Here is a 15,850-nt window from a genome sequence, read left to right on the forward strand (position 1 = left end):
GGAAAGCATGGGCGGATATATCTATGGTCTCCCGAAGTTTTGGGAAATCAACAGCAACTTTGCCGAATTTCTCCAAGATTTGCACCAGTACAAAAACAAAGTCCATGAACTGGATCGTATTCAATTTAGCGAAGGTGCAAATTTACAGACGATTTTCCCTGTTCTATGGGAAGAAGTGCTACAACACCATCCGTCCATCCATCTACGCTTTTATGCGTATTCAAATTTCGATGTAGATTGGATTGCCAGTTTTACTGACTTAGAAAACCTTTCAATTGAAGTCGGCGGTAACAACAGCATCATCCGCAATTTGGAAAAACTGGCAGAATTTCAAAGCCTGAAAAGTTTGGTACTGAGTGCCGACAACGGCTTCGGCAACCTGAATTTCCTAAACGGCGTGAATCCAAAACTGCAAGAACTGTATTTGTGTTCCAAAACAAAATCCGCCAAATCAGATTTAAGCGTTTTAACCAGCTTTCAGCATTTGGAAACGCTTTCACTACTCAACTTGGAAAAAAATCTAGACAAAGCTGTTTCTAGCCTGAGCGCGCTGGAAAAACTTACGCTACGCAGCATTTCCAAGCCACAGCACATTGACTTCATAAACGGGTTGAAAAATCTCCAATTTCTCACTCTGCAACTATGTAGCTTTGAAAACATAGATGCTGCCGCGCAACTGCTCAAATTGAAATATCTACAATTGTGGAGGCTACCCAAACTGGAAAACTTGGACTTTGTATCCCAGATGCAGGGGTTACAGTTTTTGTTCGTGGAAACCCTTAACGGCATTACCCGTTTTCCCAAAGTGGCTGGCTTAAAACATTTACGCAGAGTGAAGATTGCTTCGTGTAAAAACCTAACTGATTTTAGCGAAGTAGCGTACAGCCACTCTATTCGAGAGTTTGCTGTGCAAAATGCTACGCAGCCGAATTTGGATATCTATATCCCGATTATCGAAAACCAGCACATCGAAAATTTGGGTATCGGTCATGAAAAAGCAGCCATACAAAAGGAAATGCAAGCACTTGCGCAAAAACATGGTCGTGAACAAATCACAGTTTGCATGTATCCAGATTTCGAACAGTTCGTATTTGAGTAATTTGATACCAGACATCATTGCCCAAGCATTGTTTTCAGACGACCTGAAGTCAAGTCATCCAATAATAAGAAAGACTACCATGTGGACATTCCCCCATTACACACCCGGCAAACTTCCCGACTGGCAAGCCTTGGAGCATCGCTTCAGTTGGTTTGCCGATATGAAAAACGTGCCGCAGGATCCTGAATGGCACGCAGAAGGCGATGTATTCGTCCATACTAAAATGGTATGCGAAGCCCTGCTGCAACTGCCCGAATTCCAAGCGCTCAGCGAGCAGGAGCAACATATCTTGTTTACCGCCGCCATGCTGCATGATGTAGAAAAACGCAGCACCACCAAACGCGAGATCCAAGACGGCAAAGAGCGGATTGTGTCGCCTAACCATGCCAAAAAAGGTGAATACACTGCCCGCGCCCTGCTTTACACCGAACTTGCCACGCCGTTTGCCGTGCGCGAAGCGATAGCCAAACTCGTGCGTCTGCATGGACTGCCTCTGTGGGCAATCGACAAACCGAGTCCGGAACGCGCCGTCATCGCCGCTTCTTTGCAGGTCAATACCGCTCACCTCGCTATGCTTGCCAAAGCCGACGTTCTAGGTCGCATCTGCCGCGACCAACAGGATATCCTGCTGCGCATCGACTTGTTCCGCGAGCTGTGCGAAGAAAACAGCTGCTGGGGCAAAGCGCGTAATTTCGCCAGCGATTACGGCCGCTATCTCTATCTCAACGGCCGCAGAGACATGCCCGATTACCAGCCGTTTGACGACCGAACCTTTGACGTATACGTCATGTGCGCCATAGCAGGCAGCGGCAAAGACAGTTACATCAGGCAACACCTTGCCCATCTGCCCATGCTGTCGCTGGACGACATCCGCCGCGAGCACAAACTCGACCCCGCCAACCCGAAACACAGCGCAGAAGCCGTGCGCTTGGGTAAAGAGCAGGCAAAAGAATACCTGCGCGCCCGCACGTCATTTGTCTTCAACGCCACCAACCTCAACCGCGACCTGCGCAGCAAGTGGCTGCCTATGTTCGCCGACTACGGCGCGCGGGTACACCTGATTTATTTGGAAGTGCCTTACACGCAATTGCTGTCGCAAAACCGTAACCGCGAACATTCCGTGCCGAATGATGTGATACACCGTATGATCAACAAACTGGAAATCCCCGATTACAGCGAAGCGAATACAGTGGATTTTGTGGTTTCTGATTAAAAATACAAAAAGCAGAAGGACCATTTATCATGCCCTGCCCTATCTAAACTCACAGCAAACGATTTTCGCGTAAACCGATTACCGTCTGCGACTTCATTGATGTTTCCTGAATTGAATATAAAAAGGTCGTCTGAAATCTTTCAGACGACCTTCGTTTTGTGATTTAAGCCTTATGTTTTTTCTTGAGTGCGGCTTTCAGGACGCGTCCTAAAACAAAGCCGACCGTTGAGGGCAGCAGCCAGCTCCGTCCGACGTTGTAAAGACGACAGGCACCTGAGCCGTCAGATCAACCACCACCGCCTCATCATCGAGCGTATGGTGCACTTCATATGCTGGCGGTTACTCCTTGCTGTGTTCCACAGACCTCTCACCTCGTATCAGAGAGTATTTTCCGTGGTCCGGGGATTGTTTTTCTGGCTATAAAACCACCCCAAATGAATAACCCTCTAAGGTAATCTACAAATTAATTTTTAGTTTATAGTCCCCTCACAATTCTCACCAGCTTCAATGCCGAGTCGCGCCAGGAATAATGTGAAGCATCTTGTAGTCCTTCGAGGATCACGCGGTCACGTACTGCGTTGTCTTCGAGGGAGCGGATTGCCTCAGCCCAGACGCGGGCATCTGCTTGCGGGTCTTCGGTGACAGGAGCGAAAACGGCGTGTGGGGCGATCTCGCGGAAAATATCGATATCGCTAATCACGGCGGGGCAGCCCGCCGCCTGCGCCTCCACCACGGGCAGGCCGTACCCCTCGGCTCGTGAAGCTGTCACCAGTGCGTGCGCAGACTCTAACAGTTCCGCATACTCCTCATCAGAGACCCCGTTGTGCACCACCACGTTCGAGCCTGCCGCCAGGGGAGAGAGCAGCCCCTGCTCTTCAAGCTCGGCGCGGCGCGCATCCGGCATCTTCGACAGCAGATGCAGCGTGTACCCCGGCAGCTCACGCATGGCGTACAGCAGAGTCTCCACATTCTTATACGGCATGAACGATCCCATATACACCAGGTGCCTGCTCGCGCCCTCAGCCCGTGACTTTGCACGGCGCAGAGCCTCGTCCTCGCTCACCACCGACCCCGGCTGCGGGGCGTTCGGCACCACGTGCAGCGGCTTCTCCGTCAGTCGGTGCTCACGAATCAGCCGTGCCGTAGACTCCGAAACCGTCACCACGGCATCGGCCCGGTTCAGCAGCATACGCTGCGGTGTGTAGCTCTTATGGAACAGCCGCCACCCCGCCCGCACCGGCGCAGGCAAAAACCCCGGAGGGGTCGGGTGGTCGTAATAAATCAGGTCATGCAGGGTCAGCACCAGCTTGAACTTACGCCCCACAGACCCGATCGTCTGCATGGGCGAAAATACCACATCCGGCTTATACTTATTCAGCTGAAGCGCCGCAGTTGGTTCCAGGGGGCCGGTCGGTGAACAAATCTTTACATGCGGCAGATCAGGCAGCATCTGCAGTTGGCGTTCGTCACTAATCACCATTACCAGCTGCACATCGGCAACCTCAGGGGTACTGGAATCCATCAGCTCCTTTAACGCCCCCAGCAGCGAGGCAGTGTACCGGCTAATACCATCATGAAAACCAATGCGCGTATACCGGGCGTCAACCATAAGCTTCACAGAAGGAGCCTCCTTCAGGCAGTCAATAACGGGGCGGTGCAGTTAGCGGCTAAAACTCTTCACGCACAAAATCGGCGATCAGCCGTGCCGCCAGGGTGGGAGTCTCATAATGAATTAGGTGCCCAACCTCAGGGATCAAATCAAAACGCTGGCCTGGGGACTGCGAGCGGCCCTCAAGAGCCTCAAACATGGCGTCCGCCGTCTCCACTGTGCCAAGGTCATCATCCTCAGCCACCAGCATCTGCACCGGCACCCTAATCTGCGGGGCATACTGCGCCGCAGTCTTCGAAATCGACACCCGGTACGCCTCAAGCACACCTCTCCGGGACGCAAAAGACCCAAAATACGCCGCATGCTGCCCATTAATGAACCGGCGCATCAGCGGGTCTTTCGAACGCATCATCACCTCACTGGTAGCGCGCGTAATCAGTTGCGACCGCAGCAGTGCATAGCCCATCCGCTCCGGCAAAGACGCACCCACCCAGTAGTAGAACGACGCCAACGCGGGGCCAGCCTGATGCTTCCCCTCAAGGGCTGGTTCACTAATAGGGTTAATCAGGCACAGCCTGTCCAGCGTCTCAGGGTGCGCAGCCGCATAGGCGGCAGCCACAATCGACCCGAACGAATGGCCCACCAGAAGAACCTTCTGCCTAGAGGCAACCCGCTCAATCAAAGCGTGAAGCCACTGCACATAGCTCTCAATACTCACCTGCCCGCTCAGCTCATCAGAGCGGCCAAAACCCGGCAAATCCGGGCTAATAACATCCGCCCCAGGCATGAGCGCCAACAATCGGTTCGCAATAATCTCAAGCCCATGATGATCCCCCCGGAACCCGTGCACCATCAGAACCTTCGGAAAATCCTTCGAATAAAAAACACCCGTATTCATACCCAGCCCGTACTGCCAGTAGCGGGTGCGGACCCCCGCCAAAACAGCCTCATGGCAGGTGCCGGGAATCAGGGGGCCAGGCACACCTTCAAGCACAGTCGCGGGAGTAGTCACAGAAAAACCTTCCGGCCGAAAGAAAACAGGAATACCCTTCATCCTACGGGATGTAGCTGTGTATGTGCTGAATAACACGAAAACCCCGCCACCGCCCGCGCCCATCTTCTGAAAACCGAGACGGAGCGGCACATATAAAGAAACGTTTCTCGGTTCACGCTAAAATAGACGGGTTAGGTTGGTGCCAGCCCGGACGATCCCCCGCGAACCCGCCGAGTGCAGAGCGCCAGCACAGTACGGAACCAACACACGAAGGAATCGCAGTGTCTGCTGAGGTAGAGACCGAACGCACCGAAAACGCGTACGACTTCCGGGCGCAGGAAGCAAAATGGCGCCCCTACTGGGAGAAAACAGGCGTGTACAAGCCCACCGGCAACGCCCCCAAAGGCCGCCGCTACGTGCTAGACATGTTCCCGTACCCCTCAGGCGACCTGCACATGGGCCACGCAGAGGCATTCGCCATTGGAGACATGAACGCCCGCTACTACAAGCAATGCGGCTACGACGTTCTGCACCCCATCGGCTGGGACTCCTTCGGCCTGCCCGCAGAAAACGCTGCCATTAAGAACGGCACCCACCCGAAAGAGTGGACCTACAAGAATATTGACACGCAGGCAGAATCCTTCAAACGCTACGCTATCGCCGTGGACTGGAACCGCCGCCTGCACACCTCAGACCCCGAATACTACAAGTGGACCCAATGGCTTTTCGAGCAGTTCTATAAGAAAGGCCTGGCGTACCGCAAAGACTCGATGGTGAACTGGTGCCCCAAAGACCAGACCGTGCTCGCAAACGAGCAGGTGGTTAACGGTGCCTGCGAACGATGCGGCACCACGGTCACCAAAAAATCGCTGAACCAGTGGTACTTCAAGATCACCGACTACGCCCAGCAGCTTCTTGACGATATGGAGCAGCTTGAGGGCAAATGGCCCGAGCGTGTGCTGCTGATGCAGCGCAACTGGATTGGGCGTTCCGAAGGTGCCGAGGTTCGTTTCGAAATTGAGGCTACCGAGGCGCAGCCCACCGAATCCTTCACGGTCTTCACCACCCGACCGGATACCCTCTACGGTTCAACCTTTATTGTTGTTGCCGCCGACTCTGCCTTCGCCGAGCAGATTGTGGCCCCCGAACAGGCACAGGCGCTAGAAGACTACCGCGAGCAGATTAAGGCGCTCAGCGATATTGACCGCCAGTCATCTGAGCGTGAGAAGACCGGCATGTTCACCGGGCGTTACGCAATTAACCCGCTAAACGGTGCGAAACTGCCGGTGTGGGCCTCCGATTACGTACTTGCCGATTACGGTACCGGTGCTATTATGGCGGTGCCCGCGCACGATCAGCGCGACCTTGACTTTGCCAAGAAATTTGACCTGCCGATCGTGACGGTGCTCGATGTTGAGGGCGCGGAAGACCCTGCCGAGTCGGGTATCGCCACTGCGGGCGATGGGGTGCTCATTAATTCTGGTGAGCTGACCGGCCTTCCCAAGGCAGAAGCTATTGCGAAGGCCACCGAGCTGGTTGAGGCCGCCGGAACCGGCGAAGGTAAAGTTATTTACCGCCTGCGAGACTGGTTGCTCTCGCGCCAGCGTTTCTGGGGCACGCCTATTCCCGTGATTCACTGTGAAGACTGCGGCGAAGTACTGGTTCCTGAGGAACAGCTGCCGGTTCTGCTGCCGGATAATCTGCGCGGTGAACAGCTGGCACCCAAGGGACAGTCACCCCTTGCTGCCGCCGATGACTGGGCTATGGTTCCCTGCCCGAAGTGCGGTAAGAGCGCCCGCCGCGATTCCGACACCATGGATACCTTCGTGGATTCCTCCTGGTACTTCCTGCGCTATGTTTCACCCCGCTACGCTGACGGCCCCTTCGACCCGCAGGCGATCAGGGAGTGGGGCGCGGTTGATATGTACGTGGGCGGTGTGGAACACGCGATTCTGCACCTTCTGTATGCGCGTTTCTTTACCAAGGTTATTCGCGATCTGGGGCTGATTGAGCACGGCGAGCCGTTCAAAGCCCTTATGAATCAGGGGCAGGTTCTCAACGGCGGTAAGGCCATGTCGAAATCGCTCGGCAACGGTGTAAACCTGGGTGAGCAGCTTGATCAGTTCGGTGTGGATGCGGTGCGCACCACCATGATCTTCGCATCCCCGCCCGAAGATGATGTGGACTGGGCGGATGTTTCGCCCGCCGGTTCGCAGAAGTTCTTGGCGCGCGCATGGCGTGTTGCTCAAGACGTTACCTCCGAACCTGGTGTGGATGCGGCATCCGGCGATGCGAACCTGCACAAGCTGGTGGCGCGTACCGTACACGATGTGAAGCAGCTTCTTGATGCGGGCAAGTTCAACGTAGTGGTCGCCAAGACTATGGAGCTGGTGAACGCTACCCGTAAGGCTATCGATTCGGGCCCCGGGGGAGCAGACCCCACCGTGCGCGAAGCCGCCGAGACTATTGCGATTTTGCTGTCGCTCTTCGCGCCGTACACCGCCGAGGACATGTGGCACGCCCTGGGGCACGATAACCCGGTACTGACCGCAGGTTTCCCGCAGGTGGACGAGTCCCTGCTGGTGGATGATACCGTCACCGCAATCGTGCAGATCAAGGGTAAAGTGAAGGCACGCCTTGAGGTATCCAAGGATATTTCTGAGGCTGAGCTTGAAAAACAAGCCTTGGAGGATGAGACCATCGCGAAGCTGGTGGAAGGCTCCGAAATCCGTAAGGTGATTGTGCGAGCCCCTAAGCTGGTGAATATCGTCATCTAGCGTTTTCAGAACGTTAATGCGGTGCCGCCGGAAGAAAACCCGAAAAGTGTTTTCTTCCGGCGGCACCGTTCTTTTTAGCCGTGTCTTTTTAGCTATGATGAGAAAGTCGGTCAGCGCAGAAAACACCGCATTTTCAAGATTCAGGAGGGTGCTCTATGGGACGCATCGCCATTGTGACAGACTCAGCCGCCGCCATTACCCCTGAAAATCTTAAGGAGCGGCAAAAACGCGGCGGCTTTGCCGTGGTACCCATGCCGGTAGCCATCCAAGAAGCAACCGTGCGCGCAGGAATCCGGGGGCCCCGAACCGAGACAAACACCCGCGATGTGACTGGCCTGGGCCCCGAAGAGATGGACGAAGCCATCCTCATGGCGCATGTTCTGGGGAACACGGTCAATACCTCCGGCCCCGCACCCGGTGTTTTTGCCGATACCTACGACGCCCTCGTTGACGAAGGGTACGAGCATATTCTGTCGATACACCTTTCAGGAGAGCTCTCTGGAACCGTTGAAGCCGCTCGGGTAGGTGCGCAGCTTTCTAAAGCGCGAGTGACCGTGCTCGACTCCCGCACTATTGCTGGGGCCTACGGGCACGCGGCACTGCACGCCCACAAAGTGGCCGATACCTGCGACACCCCTGAGGAGCTCGCCGAAATAGTCACCAGCATATGCGCCGCAACCGATATTTATTTCTACATTCCCACCCTTGATGCGCTCCGCCGCGGGGGCCGTGTCTCGCCCGCCTTAGCGATGGTCGGGCAGATGTTCCAGATTAAGCCCATTGGTACGGTTGCAGATGGAAAACTGACCTATGTTGAGCGGCCCCGCACCGCAACACGTGCGAAAGAACGTCTCACGCAGATTATTCGTGAAGCCTGCGCAAAACACCGCTCAGTGAAAAAACCGCCTGCGGATGCGGCGGCGAAACACGGCGTGCGGCCAACCGGTCACGTGGTGGCACTGCACCATATGGGCAACCTTACAGAAGCTAAAACCCTGCAAGAATCCTTGGGTGCGTACGCTTTGGATGCCGCTCTTAGCCCCCTGCCGCCCGTGTTGGCCGCGCATTCAGGCCCGGGTGCTCTAGCGGCAATCGTGTACTAAGCCCATTACCGGTTCGTAGGGTCATAAACCGTCATATTCAGGGTGTGCGCGGTTCTTGGCTGTGTATAAGTGCAGCTTTCAGATGTGAATAACTATTTTTGATAACTAAAATCAGGTTTTTATCCACATATTTACTATTTGCCTAATTTTAATGCCTTATAAAGCAGTAACCTGGGCACATGAACGAGCCTAACCACACCACAGCACACCCTGACGGTGAGACGAACATCCCGCCCGAAACCGCCCCGGGCACAGCGTACCGTGAGCAGAAAACACCCCGCCCCAATGCGGCTGCACCCGGTGATGGCACCCCAACGGAACAGGACGACGATCCAACCCTCGCCCTCAACCGGGAACAGCTCATCCCACGCGCTGCGGGCCCCGAAGTGGAAGAGCCGCAAGAGCTGTCCCCGGAGCCTGAGCCAGAAGACAAGCAGCGGGACGCGGCCGCCCACTACCTTGACCGCATCCGCGAGCGCAGCACCCCACCGGCTGAAACAGCACGCTACAAGGCGCTGCACGACGCCCCCGATCCCCACGCCACAACGCCGCCTGAGGATGAAGGTGAGGAGTTAGCTCGTGAAGAACCCGGCGGCTACCGCACCACCTACGCCCGGAGCCTTGATGAGTACCCGGATTATTTGGAGGAGTACTCACGTCCCCGCCGGGTTTCTGTACGAGGAGAACCGGAAGAGCCCTATAGGGGTCAAGACCCCTCCGGGCTGATTACGCGCCGTGACTATTTCCCGGACGAGTGGGAAGAGTACGCCCCAAGGGGTAACCGGTCGATCCGCAGCTATGTTAGCCCCAAAGCTCTTATTGCGTTGGGGGTGGTGGCGTGCGTGATCACGGTGTGGGCTATTTTTCAGATGGGGGCCGCGCCGAGGGCGTCGGAGGCCTCTGAGCCGACGGCTCCGCACGGTGGGGTGGAGCAGTCCCAGCCCGCCCCGCAGCGCAGTGCATCCGCTTCGACTGAACCCTCCCATACGGCGCAGGGGAGTGCGGCACCGAACCCTGAGCCGAGTAAAGGTACGATCCGGGTGCATGTGGCCGGTGCGGTGAAGGCTCCGGGGGTGCATACGCTCCCTGCGGATGCGCGGGCTGTTGATGCGCTCACCGCCGCCGGTGGGGCCACCGGTGAGGCAGATTTAAACCGGGTGAACCTGGCGGGTTCCCTCTCCGACGGGGTGCAGCTGTATATTCCGAAGGAGGGCGAGGAAATTCCGCAGGCGCCCGCAAACGGGGGTGCCGGTGGTTCTGGTACGGCTGGGGCTAGTCAGGGCGCGTCTAAACCGGCTGCTGGTGGGGCGTCTGCGAGTGCCTCCGCTGGGGCTAAGGGTTCGGCAAGTGCGGCCTCGGGCGGGCAGGTGAACCTGAATACGGCCACCGCCGAGCAGTTGCAGACTCTTCCGCGTATTGGCCCGGCTTTGGCTGCCCGGATTATTGCGTGGCGTGATGAGCACGGCGGGTTCAAGAGCGTGGACGAGCTGGACGCTGTGCCCGGTATTGGTCCGGCGATGATGACTTCGCTTCGTCCGCTGGTGACGGTGTAATGGCACGCCGGGGCGTGAGGAATACCGTTGGGTCTTCTGCGGCGGGGCCGCTGAGGGGGAGAGTCCGCCGGGGGTGGGAGAGCTACCGTACCGGGCACCGTCGGCGCCACGACCGGTCGGTGAGTGCGCTGATTCGGTTGGATGCGCGTCTTATCCCGGCGGTGGCCGCCCTGTGGGTGTTTACGGCTTTTGCTTTATTGGGCGGCACTTTTGAGGCGGTTAAGGTGGCCGCGGTGCTGTGCATTGTGGCTTTGGCGGTTGCGGTTGGGGCGCTTTATCTTCCCGAAGGTATCGGCATTAGTGTGGCAGAACGCCCGGGTTATTCTAGGGTGCAGCCGACGGGGGTGCGGCGGGTGTGGCGTTCGGCCCGGCCTTACGTTGTGTTTATGGGTGTGTGGGTGCGGGGTGCAGCTCCGCAGGCGGTAGCGCATCTGTGCCTTATCGCGTTGATGCTGGTGGCGCAGTCGGTTCTGCTGACAGCACGCGGGATTGATACGGACCGTTCTACGTTGCGTCAAGTTCAGGGGGCTTCTGTACGTATTACCGGCATGGTTTCTGAGGTGCGGGCGGCTGATGCCCGTACTTCCCTCATCCTGCTCAAGGCAGAGACCGCGCAGCTGGGTCACGAGGTGGTGCCCTTAGGGGAGACGGTGCGCCTGTATCAGGCTGCGGCACGGAAAAATACCCGTTCTGCCGCCGGATCTGGGAAGATCACCCCCACCCCGGGGACACGAGTAACGGTAATTGGAACGGTCGAAAACAGGGGAGCTGCCGCCTACCTTAAAGAGGCGTATGTGTATGCTCCGGGGGAGGTGGTGAACCCCTCAAACACCGCGATTCTGCGCACCACATTGCGGGAGCACGCTGTGGCCCGTATTGGTGCTGAGCCCGCCGCACTCACCTTGGGGATGGCCTACGGCGATGATTCGGCAATGCCTAAAACCACGCGGGAGAACTATAAACTTAGCGGGCTTAGCCATCTTACGGCGGTGTCGGGGGCGAATATTGCCATTATGTTTCTGCTCGGTTACCGCGTGGGGCTGCTGCTGAGGTTGCCGCGTCGTTCCCTTGTGTTTGCGGGCGCCGGGGCGGTCGCGGCGTACACTATGCTGCTGGGGTTTGAGGGGTCGGTGGTGCGGTCACTGACGATGGGTGCGCTTGGTGCGCTGGCGCTCATTCGCGGCACGGGGCGTAATACGCTGAGTGCCTTGACGACGGCGCTGCTTCTGTGTCTGGTGTTCTCGCCTTCGCTTGCGCTTGATATGGGGTTTGCGCTGTCGGCGGTGGCCACCGCATCCCTGGTTCTTGTGGCCCCTTCCCTCACGCGGCTGCTATCGGCTGTGCTGCCGCATACTTTGGCGGAGCTGATGGCTGCGGCTACCAGCGCCTCCCTGTGGTGCGCCCCGCTTATTGTGGGGATGAGCGGCAATGTGCCCCTGTACGGGGTGGCTGCGAACCTATTAGCTGCTCCGTTGGTGCCGCTGACCATGTTCGCCGGTTTGGCGGCGTTTGGGGCGTGGGCGGCGGGGTTCACCCCGCTTGCGGATGCGTCCCTGACGGTGGCGGCCCTACCAGCGGGGCTGATTGAACGGGTCAGTACGTTCTTTGCCAAAGCCCCGGGGAACCCGTGGCAGGTTGAGGCCTCCGCTGCAGCCGTAGCGGTGGCGTCTGCGGCGGTTCTTGGGGTGAGTGTGTTGTTCTGGGCGGGTGATGCGTGGCAGTACCGCCGGAGCCACCACGGGCAGTGGGCGAGAGAAAATACTAGAATACCGAACGAACGCTCGGTACAGGATGGAGTGCGCACCCCGCAAAACAGCACCCGGCTGATACGGGCACACGCTCACCTGGAGGCTTCTGCCCAACCCGCGCCTCCTCGGCCCCTTCCACCGGGGCTGAAAAGCCCCACCCGCATCGCCCGCCGAACCCCGCCCCGGTATGATGGGTAAAGCACGGTTTTATCCCGCCGCACCGTGTGGGATAACCGCCAGATTCAGACACTACCGTGCGCCCACCGCGCACCACGGAAAGGACACTATGGCACAGCGGGCAAATGGGCGGCGCGGCCGAGGCGGCGCACTCGATAACGCGTGGCGCACCGTTGAACCGGCACCCGCTGTGCTCCTGTACGGGGCCGAAGAATACTTTGCGTCCCGCGCCAGGCAGCGCCTGCGGGGTTTGTACGGCAGCGCCCACCCCGATCTTGAAATAGTGCGGATGAACGCCTCCTCCTACACGCGCGGGGACCTGACGATTCAGGCAAGCCCCTCACTGTTTGGCTCCACCAAGCTCATTGAGGTTGAGGCATTAGGGGCCATGAACGACGATTTTCTCACCGACGCACTCGCTTACCTTAGCGCCCCCGAACCCGGGATTATGCTGGTTATGCACCACTCGGGAGGGAACCGCGGTAAGAAGCTGATCGATACGGTGCGCACTCATTTCACGCTGGTGAACTGCAAACCGCTAAAAACCGACCGGGAGAAAACAGAGTTCATTCACAGCGAGTTTTCCTCGGCAAAGCGGCGCATCGCACCGGCGGCGGTTACCCTGCTCGCTGCTGCCGCAGCCGATACCGCCGAACTGGCCTCCGCATGCGCCCAGCTGATTGCTGATATCCCCGGGGATATTACCGAAGACGCGGTGAACCGCTACTATAGTGGGCGCACCGAGGTGACCGCGTTCAGGGTGGCGGATGCGGCGATCGCGGGTAACGCTCCCGAGGCGATGCGCCTGCTGCGTCATTCGCTCTCTACCGGTACCGAACCTATCCCCATGCTGGGCGCCTTAGCGATGCGGGTGCGTAATATTTCGCGCGCACACGGGGCGCGGGCAAGCTCCACTGAGCTGGCGCAGCAGCTGGGAATGGCCCCCTGGCAGGCTGAGCAGGCGATCCGTGACGCCCGGCGGTTCAGCCCCGCCCAGCTGGCGCATATTGTGCGGATGCTCGCTGAAGCAGATGCGCAGCTCAAAGGTGAAGGGCAGGACCCGGTGTACGCGATAGAGCGTGCCGTTCTGAGCATCGCCATGCCCGGCGGCAGGTAGGGCCGGGTGAAGGCACCCGGGCGGGTGCGGCATAATGGTTGGATGCGCGAAACTTTGAAGAAAATGTTTTATGCCGCCCTACCGTTTTTGCGGAAGGCCGCAACCGATGCCTTTGAGAATGCTTCCGGGAATAAGCAGCAGTCCGCTGCCGATCAGCCCGCCTCCAATCACACCACCAGTGACGACGCCGGGCGTTCGCAGGCGCCAAGCCCGGCCACCGTTGCGAAGAAACGCCCCGCCAAAGATACGGCGCAGAAGCAGGACTCACCCGCACGCCCCGAACCAGCTGGGGGTTCCGCTTCTTCTGGGTCGGATTACCCCGGTGATTACCGTGGCGCCATCGATTTTGAGTACACGCCCTCACTGGATGGGGACGCCGACCCCGGAGAAATTGTGTGGACCTGGGTTCCTTTCGAAGAGGACCACTCCCAGGGTAAAGACCGCCCGGTGGTTTTGGTGGGCCGTGACGGGCAGTACCTGCTGGCGCTTATGATGACCAGCAAGGACCACAATAACCGTGAGCACGCCGACCGTGACTATCTTGATATTGGTACGGGCCCCTGGGATGCGCAGGGCCGCCCCTCCGAGGTGAAGCTGAACCGGGTGATTCGGGTGCGCCCGGAGCAGATGCGCCGTGAGGGTGCGATTATGCCTCAGGGTACGTTCAAGCAGATTCAGGATGCGTATACCCGCCGTAACGGTTAGGCTCCGGCGCAGAGGGGTGCGGGTGCCCAACCCGCGCCGCCGGAAGCGCAGTTTATCTGCTATGATATGTGGTTGAGTGTCCGATGGTCATCGGGCACTGCTGGCCGGTTGCCATAGGCATCCCCACGCCGCTCAGTCAATGATCGGTCAGCGTCGCCCTCACCGACCAATAAGACAAACAGAAAGTTTAACCGTGGCTAATATTAAGTCCCAGAAGAAGCGTATCCTCACCAACGAGAAGGCTCGCCTGCGTAATAACGCCATTAAGTCTGAGCTGAAGACCGCAACCCGCAAGGTTAAGGAAGCGGTTGAGGCACAGAACAAAGAAGCCGCTGAAGAGGCCCTGCGCTTTGTGAGCCGTAAGCTGGATAAGGCTGCTTCGAAGGGCGTTCTGCACAAGAAGAACGCTGCTAACAAGAAGTCCGGTCTTGCCAAGCTGGTAAACAAGGCTTTCTAAGCAAAACCGCCCGTATTGGGCGTGTCTTTTGTGAAGTGAGTTAATCCCCCGTCGGTTCCTTACCGGCGGGGGATTTTCTGCACCCTACCAGCCGAATGCTACCCGGTGCAGGTTCAGCACCCGCATCGGACTATCTAGGCTCCCCGCAAGCGTCTTGTTTCGTCAGGGCTGGCACCGGCTCATCTTCATAATTTAGCTCGGATGACCGCCGGGTCCATGCCACGGTGGATGGCCGGTATACAATGAGCGGTACTACCGTATTCACCGATACCGAAAAGAGCAATCTATGGGTCAGCACAACTTCCCGCCCGCCCGAGTCTTTGAGACATTCACAAAAGAAAATACTGAGCGCCCGCGAGGTATTCGCAGTTTCTTTAATGCTGCCTCCACCAGTGGCGACTACACCACCATCATGCTGGTGGGCATGCGTTCACGAATCGACCCGGCAGGTAACGGCGAAGACGCCCTTGACATTATCCACCGCGCCTTCGACCCGTGCGAGGAACTGCCAGGTATCGATATGGACCCGTTCTTCGACTATACCCTTGCGCCCGCGCACCTATACTCGGATGGGGAATCTGCCAGTCAGCTGGTATTCCCAAAACTATTTTTTAACAGCATCGAAGTACCCGAGCAGAAACTACGCCTGCTGATTGTCACCGGCCCCTCACCCACGCTGCACCTGAAAAAATTTACGGACAAGTTCTTCCGGTACGTGCTCAAGCAAGGCATTCAGCACGCCGTTTTCGTTGAGACCAACGAGGCGCAGGTTCCGCATACCCGCCGCTACCCGCTGACCCTCACCAGCTACGACGAGCAGCTAACCGCGGTGCCCGGCATCGGTGTTGAGATGCACACCGGCCCGGTATCCCCAACGACTATACTGGCTAACCAGGCCCAGCAGGCGGGGCTGGGGCGTTCCCTCACCCTGCGGGTGGGTATCCCCGGGTACCTCTCAGCCGAGGCGCAGAACCCGCGCGCTGTCGTCGATATGATTAAGGCCCTGGAGAAGATTCTGGGCATTACCGTCGATTCGGAAGAGTACACCGAGCTGCAAGCCAAAGCAGACTCGTGGGAGCAGGAACTTGCAGATGAGATGGCTGATGACTTCGAGAAAGTTGAGATTGTGCGCGAATACGAACAGCGCGTGGACGAATCCCTACAGTCGGTCTCTGGGGAAGAGCTGGCCAACGATATTGAGGAGTTCCTGGGCACCCTCACCGAAGACACCTCCGGCGGCGCTGATGGTCACTCACAGTAGCTCCCGGTAGAATAGGTGCTGGTATTTACATCGTCAC

At 57.9% G+C, this 15,850-nt stretch carries 12 protein-coding genes; 10 read left to right on the forward strand and 2 right to left on the reverse strand.

The annotated features are described in order from the left end of the window. Nucleotides 1-7: 7 nt before the first annotated feature. Nucleotides 8-1,099, forward strand: coding sequence for a hypothetical protein (locus D8M41_RS03765; protein WP_126926430.1), 1,092 nt, complete (start codon nucleotides 8-10; stop codon nucleotides 1,097-1,099). Beyond that, nucleotides 1,026-2,312 (forward strand): AAA family ATPase, encoded by a 1,287-nt coding sequence (locus tag D8M41_RS03770; protein WP_238693464.1) that lies wholly within the window; start codon nucleotides 1,026-1,028, stop codon nucleotides 2,310-2,312. The genes D8M41_RS03765 and D8M41_RS03770 overlap by 74 nt, the downstream gene beginning before the upstream one ends. A gap of 475 nt (nucleotides 2,313-2,787) precedes the next feature. Here the strand turns inward: D8M41_RS03770 and D8M41_RS03775 are convergent, their stop codons facing one another. Continuing rightward, nucleotides 2,788-3,930 carry a glycosyltransferase family 4 protein gene (locus D8M41_RS03775; RefSeq protein ID WP_126926431.1) on the reverse strand — a complete coding sequence of 381 codons (1,143 nt, stop codon included), beginning with the start codon at nucleotides 3,928-3,930 and terminating at the stop codon, nucleotides 2,788-2,790. 49 nt (nucleotides 3,931-3,979) lie between these two features. Then, entirely contained in the window at nucleotides 3,980-4,933 is a 954-nt protein-coding gene (locus D8M41_RS03780; protein WP_174232407.1) for an alpha/beta fold hydrolase, read from the reverse strand. A 257-nt stretch (nucleotides 4,934-5,190) separates the two neighbouring features. Between D8M41_RS03780 and leuS the strand changes: the two genes are divergently transcribed. From leuS to D8M41_RS03820, 8 genes are all read left to right on the forward strand, one after another. Beyond that, nucleotides 5,191-7,692: a leucine--tRNA ligase gene (leuS, locus tag D8M41_RS03785; RefSeq protein WP_371873034.1), complete on the forward strand. Its 2,502-nt coding sequence runs from the start codon at nucleotides 5,191-5,193 to the stop codon at nucleotides 7,690-7,692. Nucleotides 7,693-7,847: 155 nt separating this feature from the next. After that, a complete protein-coding gene (locus tag D8M41_RS03790) occupies nucleotides 7,848-8,795 on the forward strand; it encodes a DegV family protein (protein ID WP_126926434.1) in 948 nt (315 codons plus the stop codon). Nucleotides 8,796-8,974: 179 nt separating this feature from the next. Next, nucleotides 8,975-10,348, forward strand: a complete 1,374-nt coding sequence (locus D8M41_RS11865; RefSeq protein ID WP_126926435.1) for a helix-hairpin-helix domain-containing protein — start codon at nucleotides 8,975-8,977, stop codon at nucleotides 10,346-10,348. 14 nt (nucleotides 10,349-10,362) lie between these two features. Continuing rightward, nucleotides 10,363-12,294: a ComEC/Rec2 family competence protein gene (locus D8M41_RS03800; protein ID WP_161970769.1), complete on the forward strand. Its 1,932-nt coding sequence runs from the start codon at nucleotides 10,363-10,365 to the stop codon at nucleotides 12,292-12,294. 88 nt (nucleotides 12,295-12,382) lie between these two features. Next, nucleotides 12,383-13,390 carry a DNA polymerase III subunit delta gene (holA, locus tag D8M41_RS03805; protein ID WP_126853622.1) on the forward strand — a complete coding sequence of 336 codons (1,008 nt, stop codon included), beginning with the start codon at nucleotides 12,383-12,385 and terminating at the stop codon, nucleotides 13,388-13,390. A 6-nt stretch (nucleotides 13,391-13,396) separates the two neighbouring features. Further along, nucleotides 13,397-14,095, forward strand: a complete 699-nt coding sequence (locus D8M41_RS03810) for a type II toxin-antitoxin system PemK/MazF family toxin (protein ID WP_126926437.1) — start codon at nucleotides 13,397-13,399, stop codon at nucleotides 14,093-14,095. 193 nt (nucleotides 14,096-14,288) lie between these two features. Next, entirely contained in the window at nucleotides 14,289-14,552 is a 264-nt protein-coding gene (gene rpsT, locus D8M41_RS03815; protein WP_023133056.1) for a 30S ribosomal protein S20, read from the forward strand. A 286-nt stretch (nucleotides 14,553-14,838) separates the two neighbouring features. Beyond that, nucleotides 14,839-15,813 (forward strand): PAC2 family protein, encoded by a 975-nt coding sequence (locus tag D8M41_RS03820; protein WP_126926438.1) that lies wholly within the window; start codon nucleotides 14,839-14,841, stop codon nucleotides 15,811-15,813. Nucleotides 15,814-15,850 lie beyond the last annotated feature (37 nt).

The organism is Rothia sp. HSID18069 (genome assembly GCF_003989155.1).
Taxonomy (GTDB): Bacteria; Actinomycetota; Actinomycetes; order Actinomycetales; family Micrococcaceae; genus Rothia; species Rothia aeria.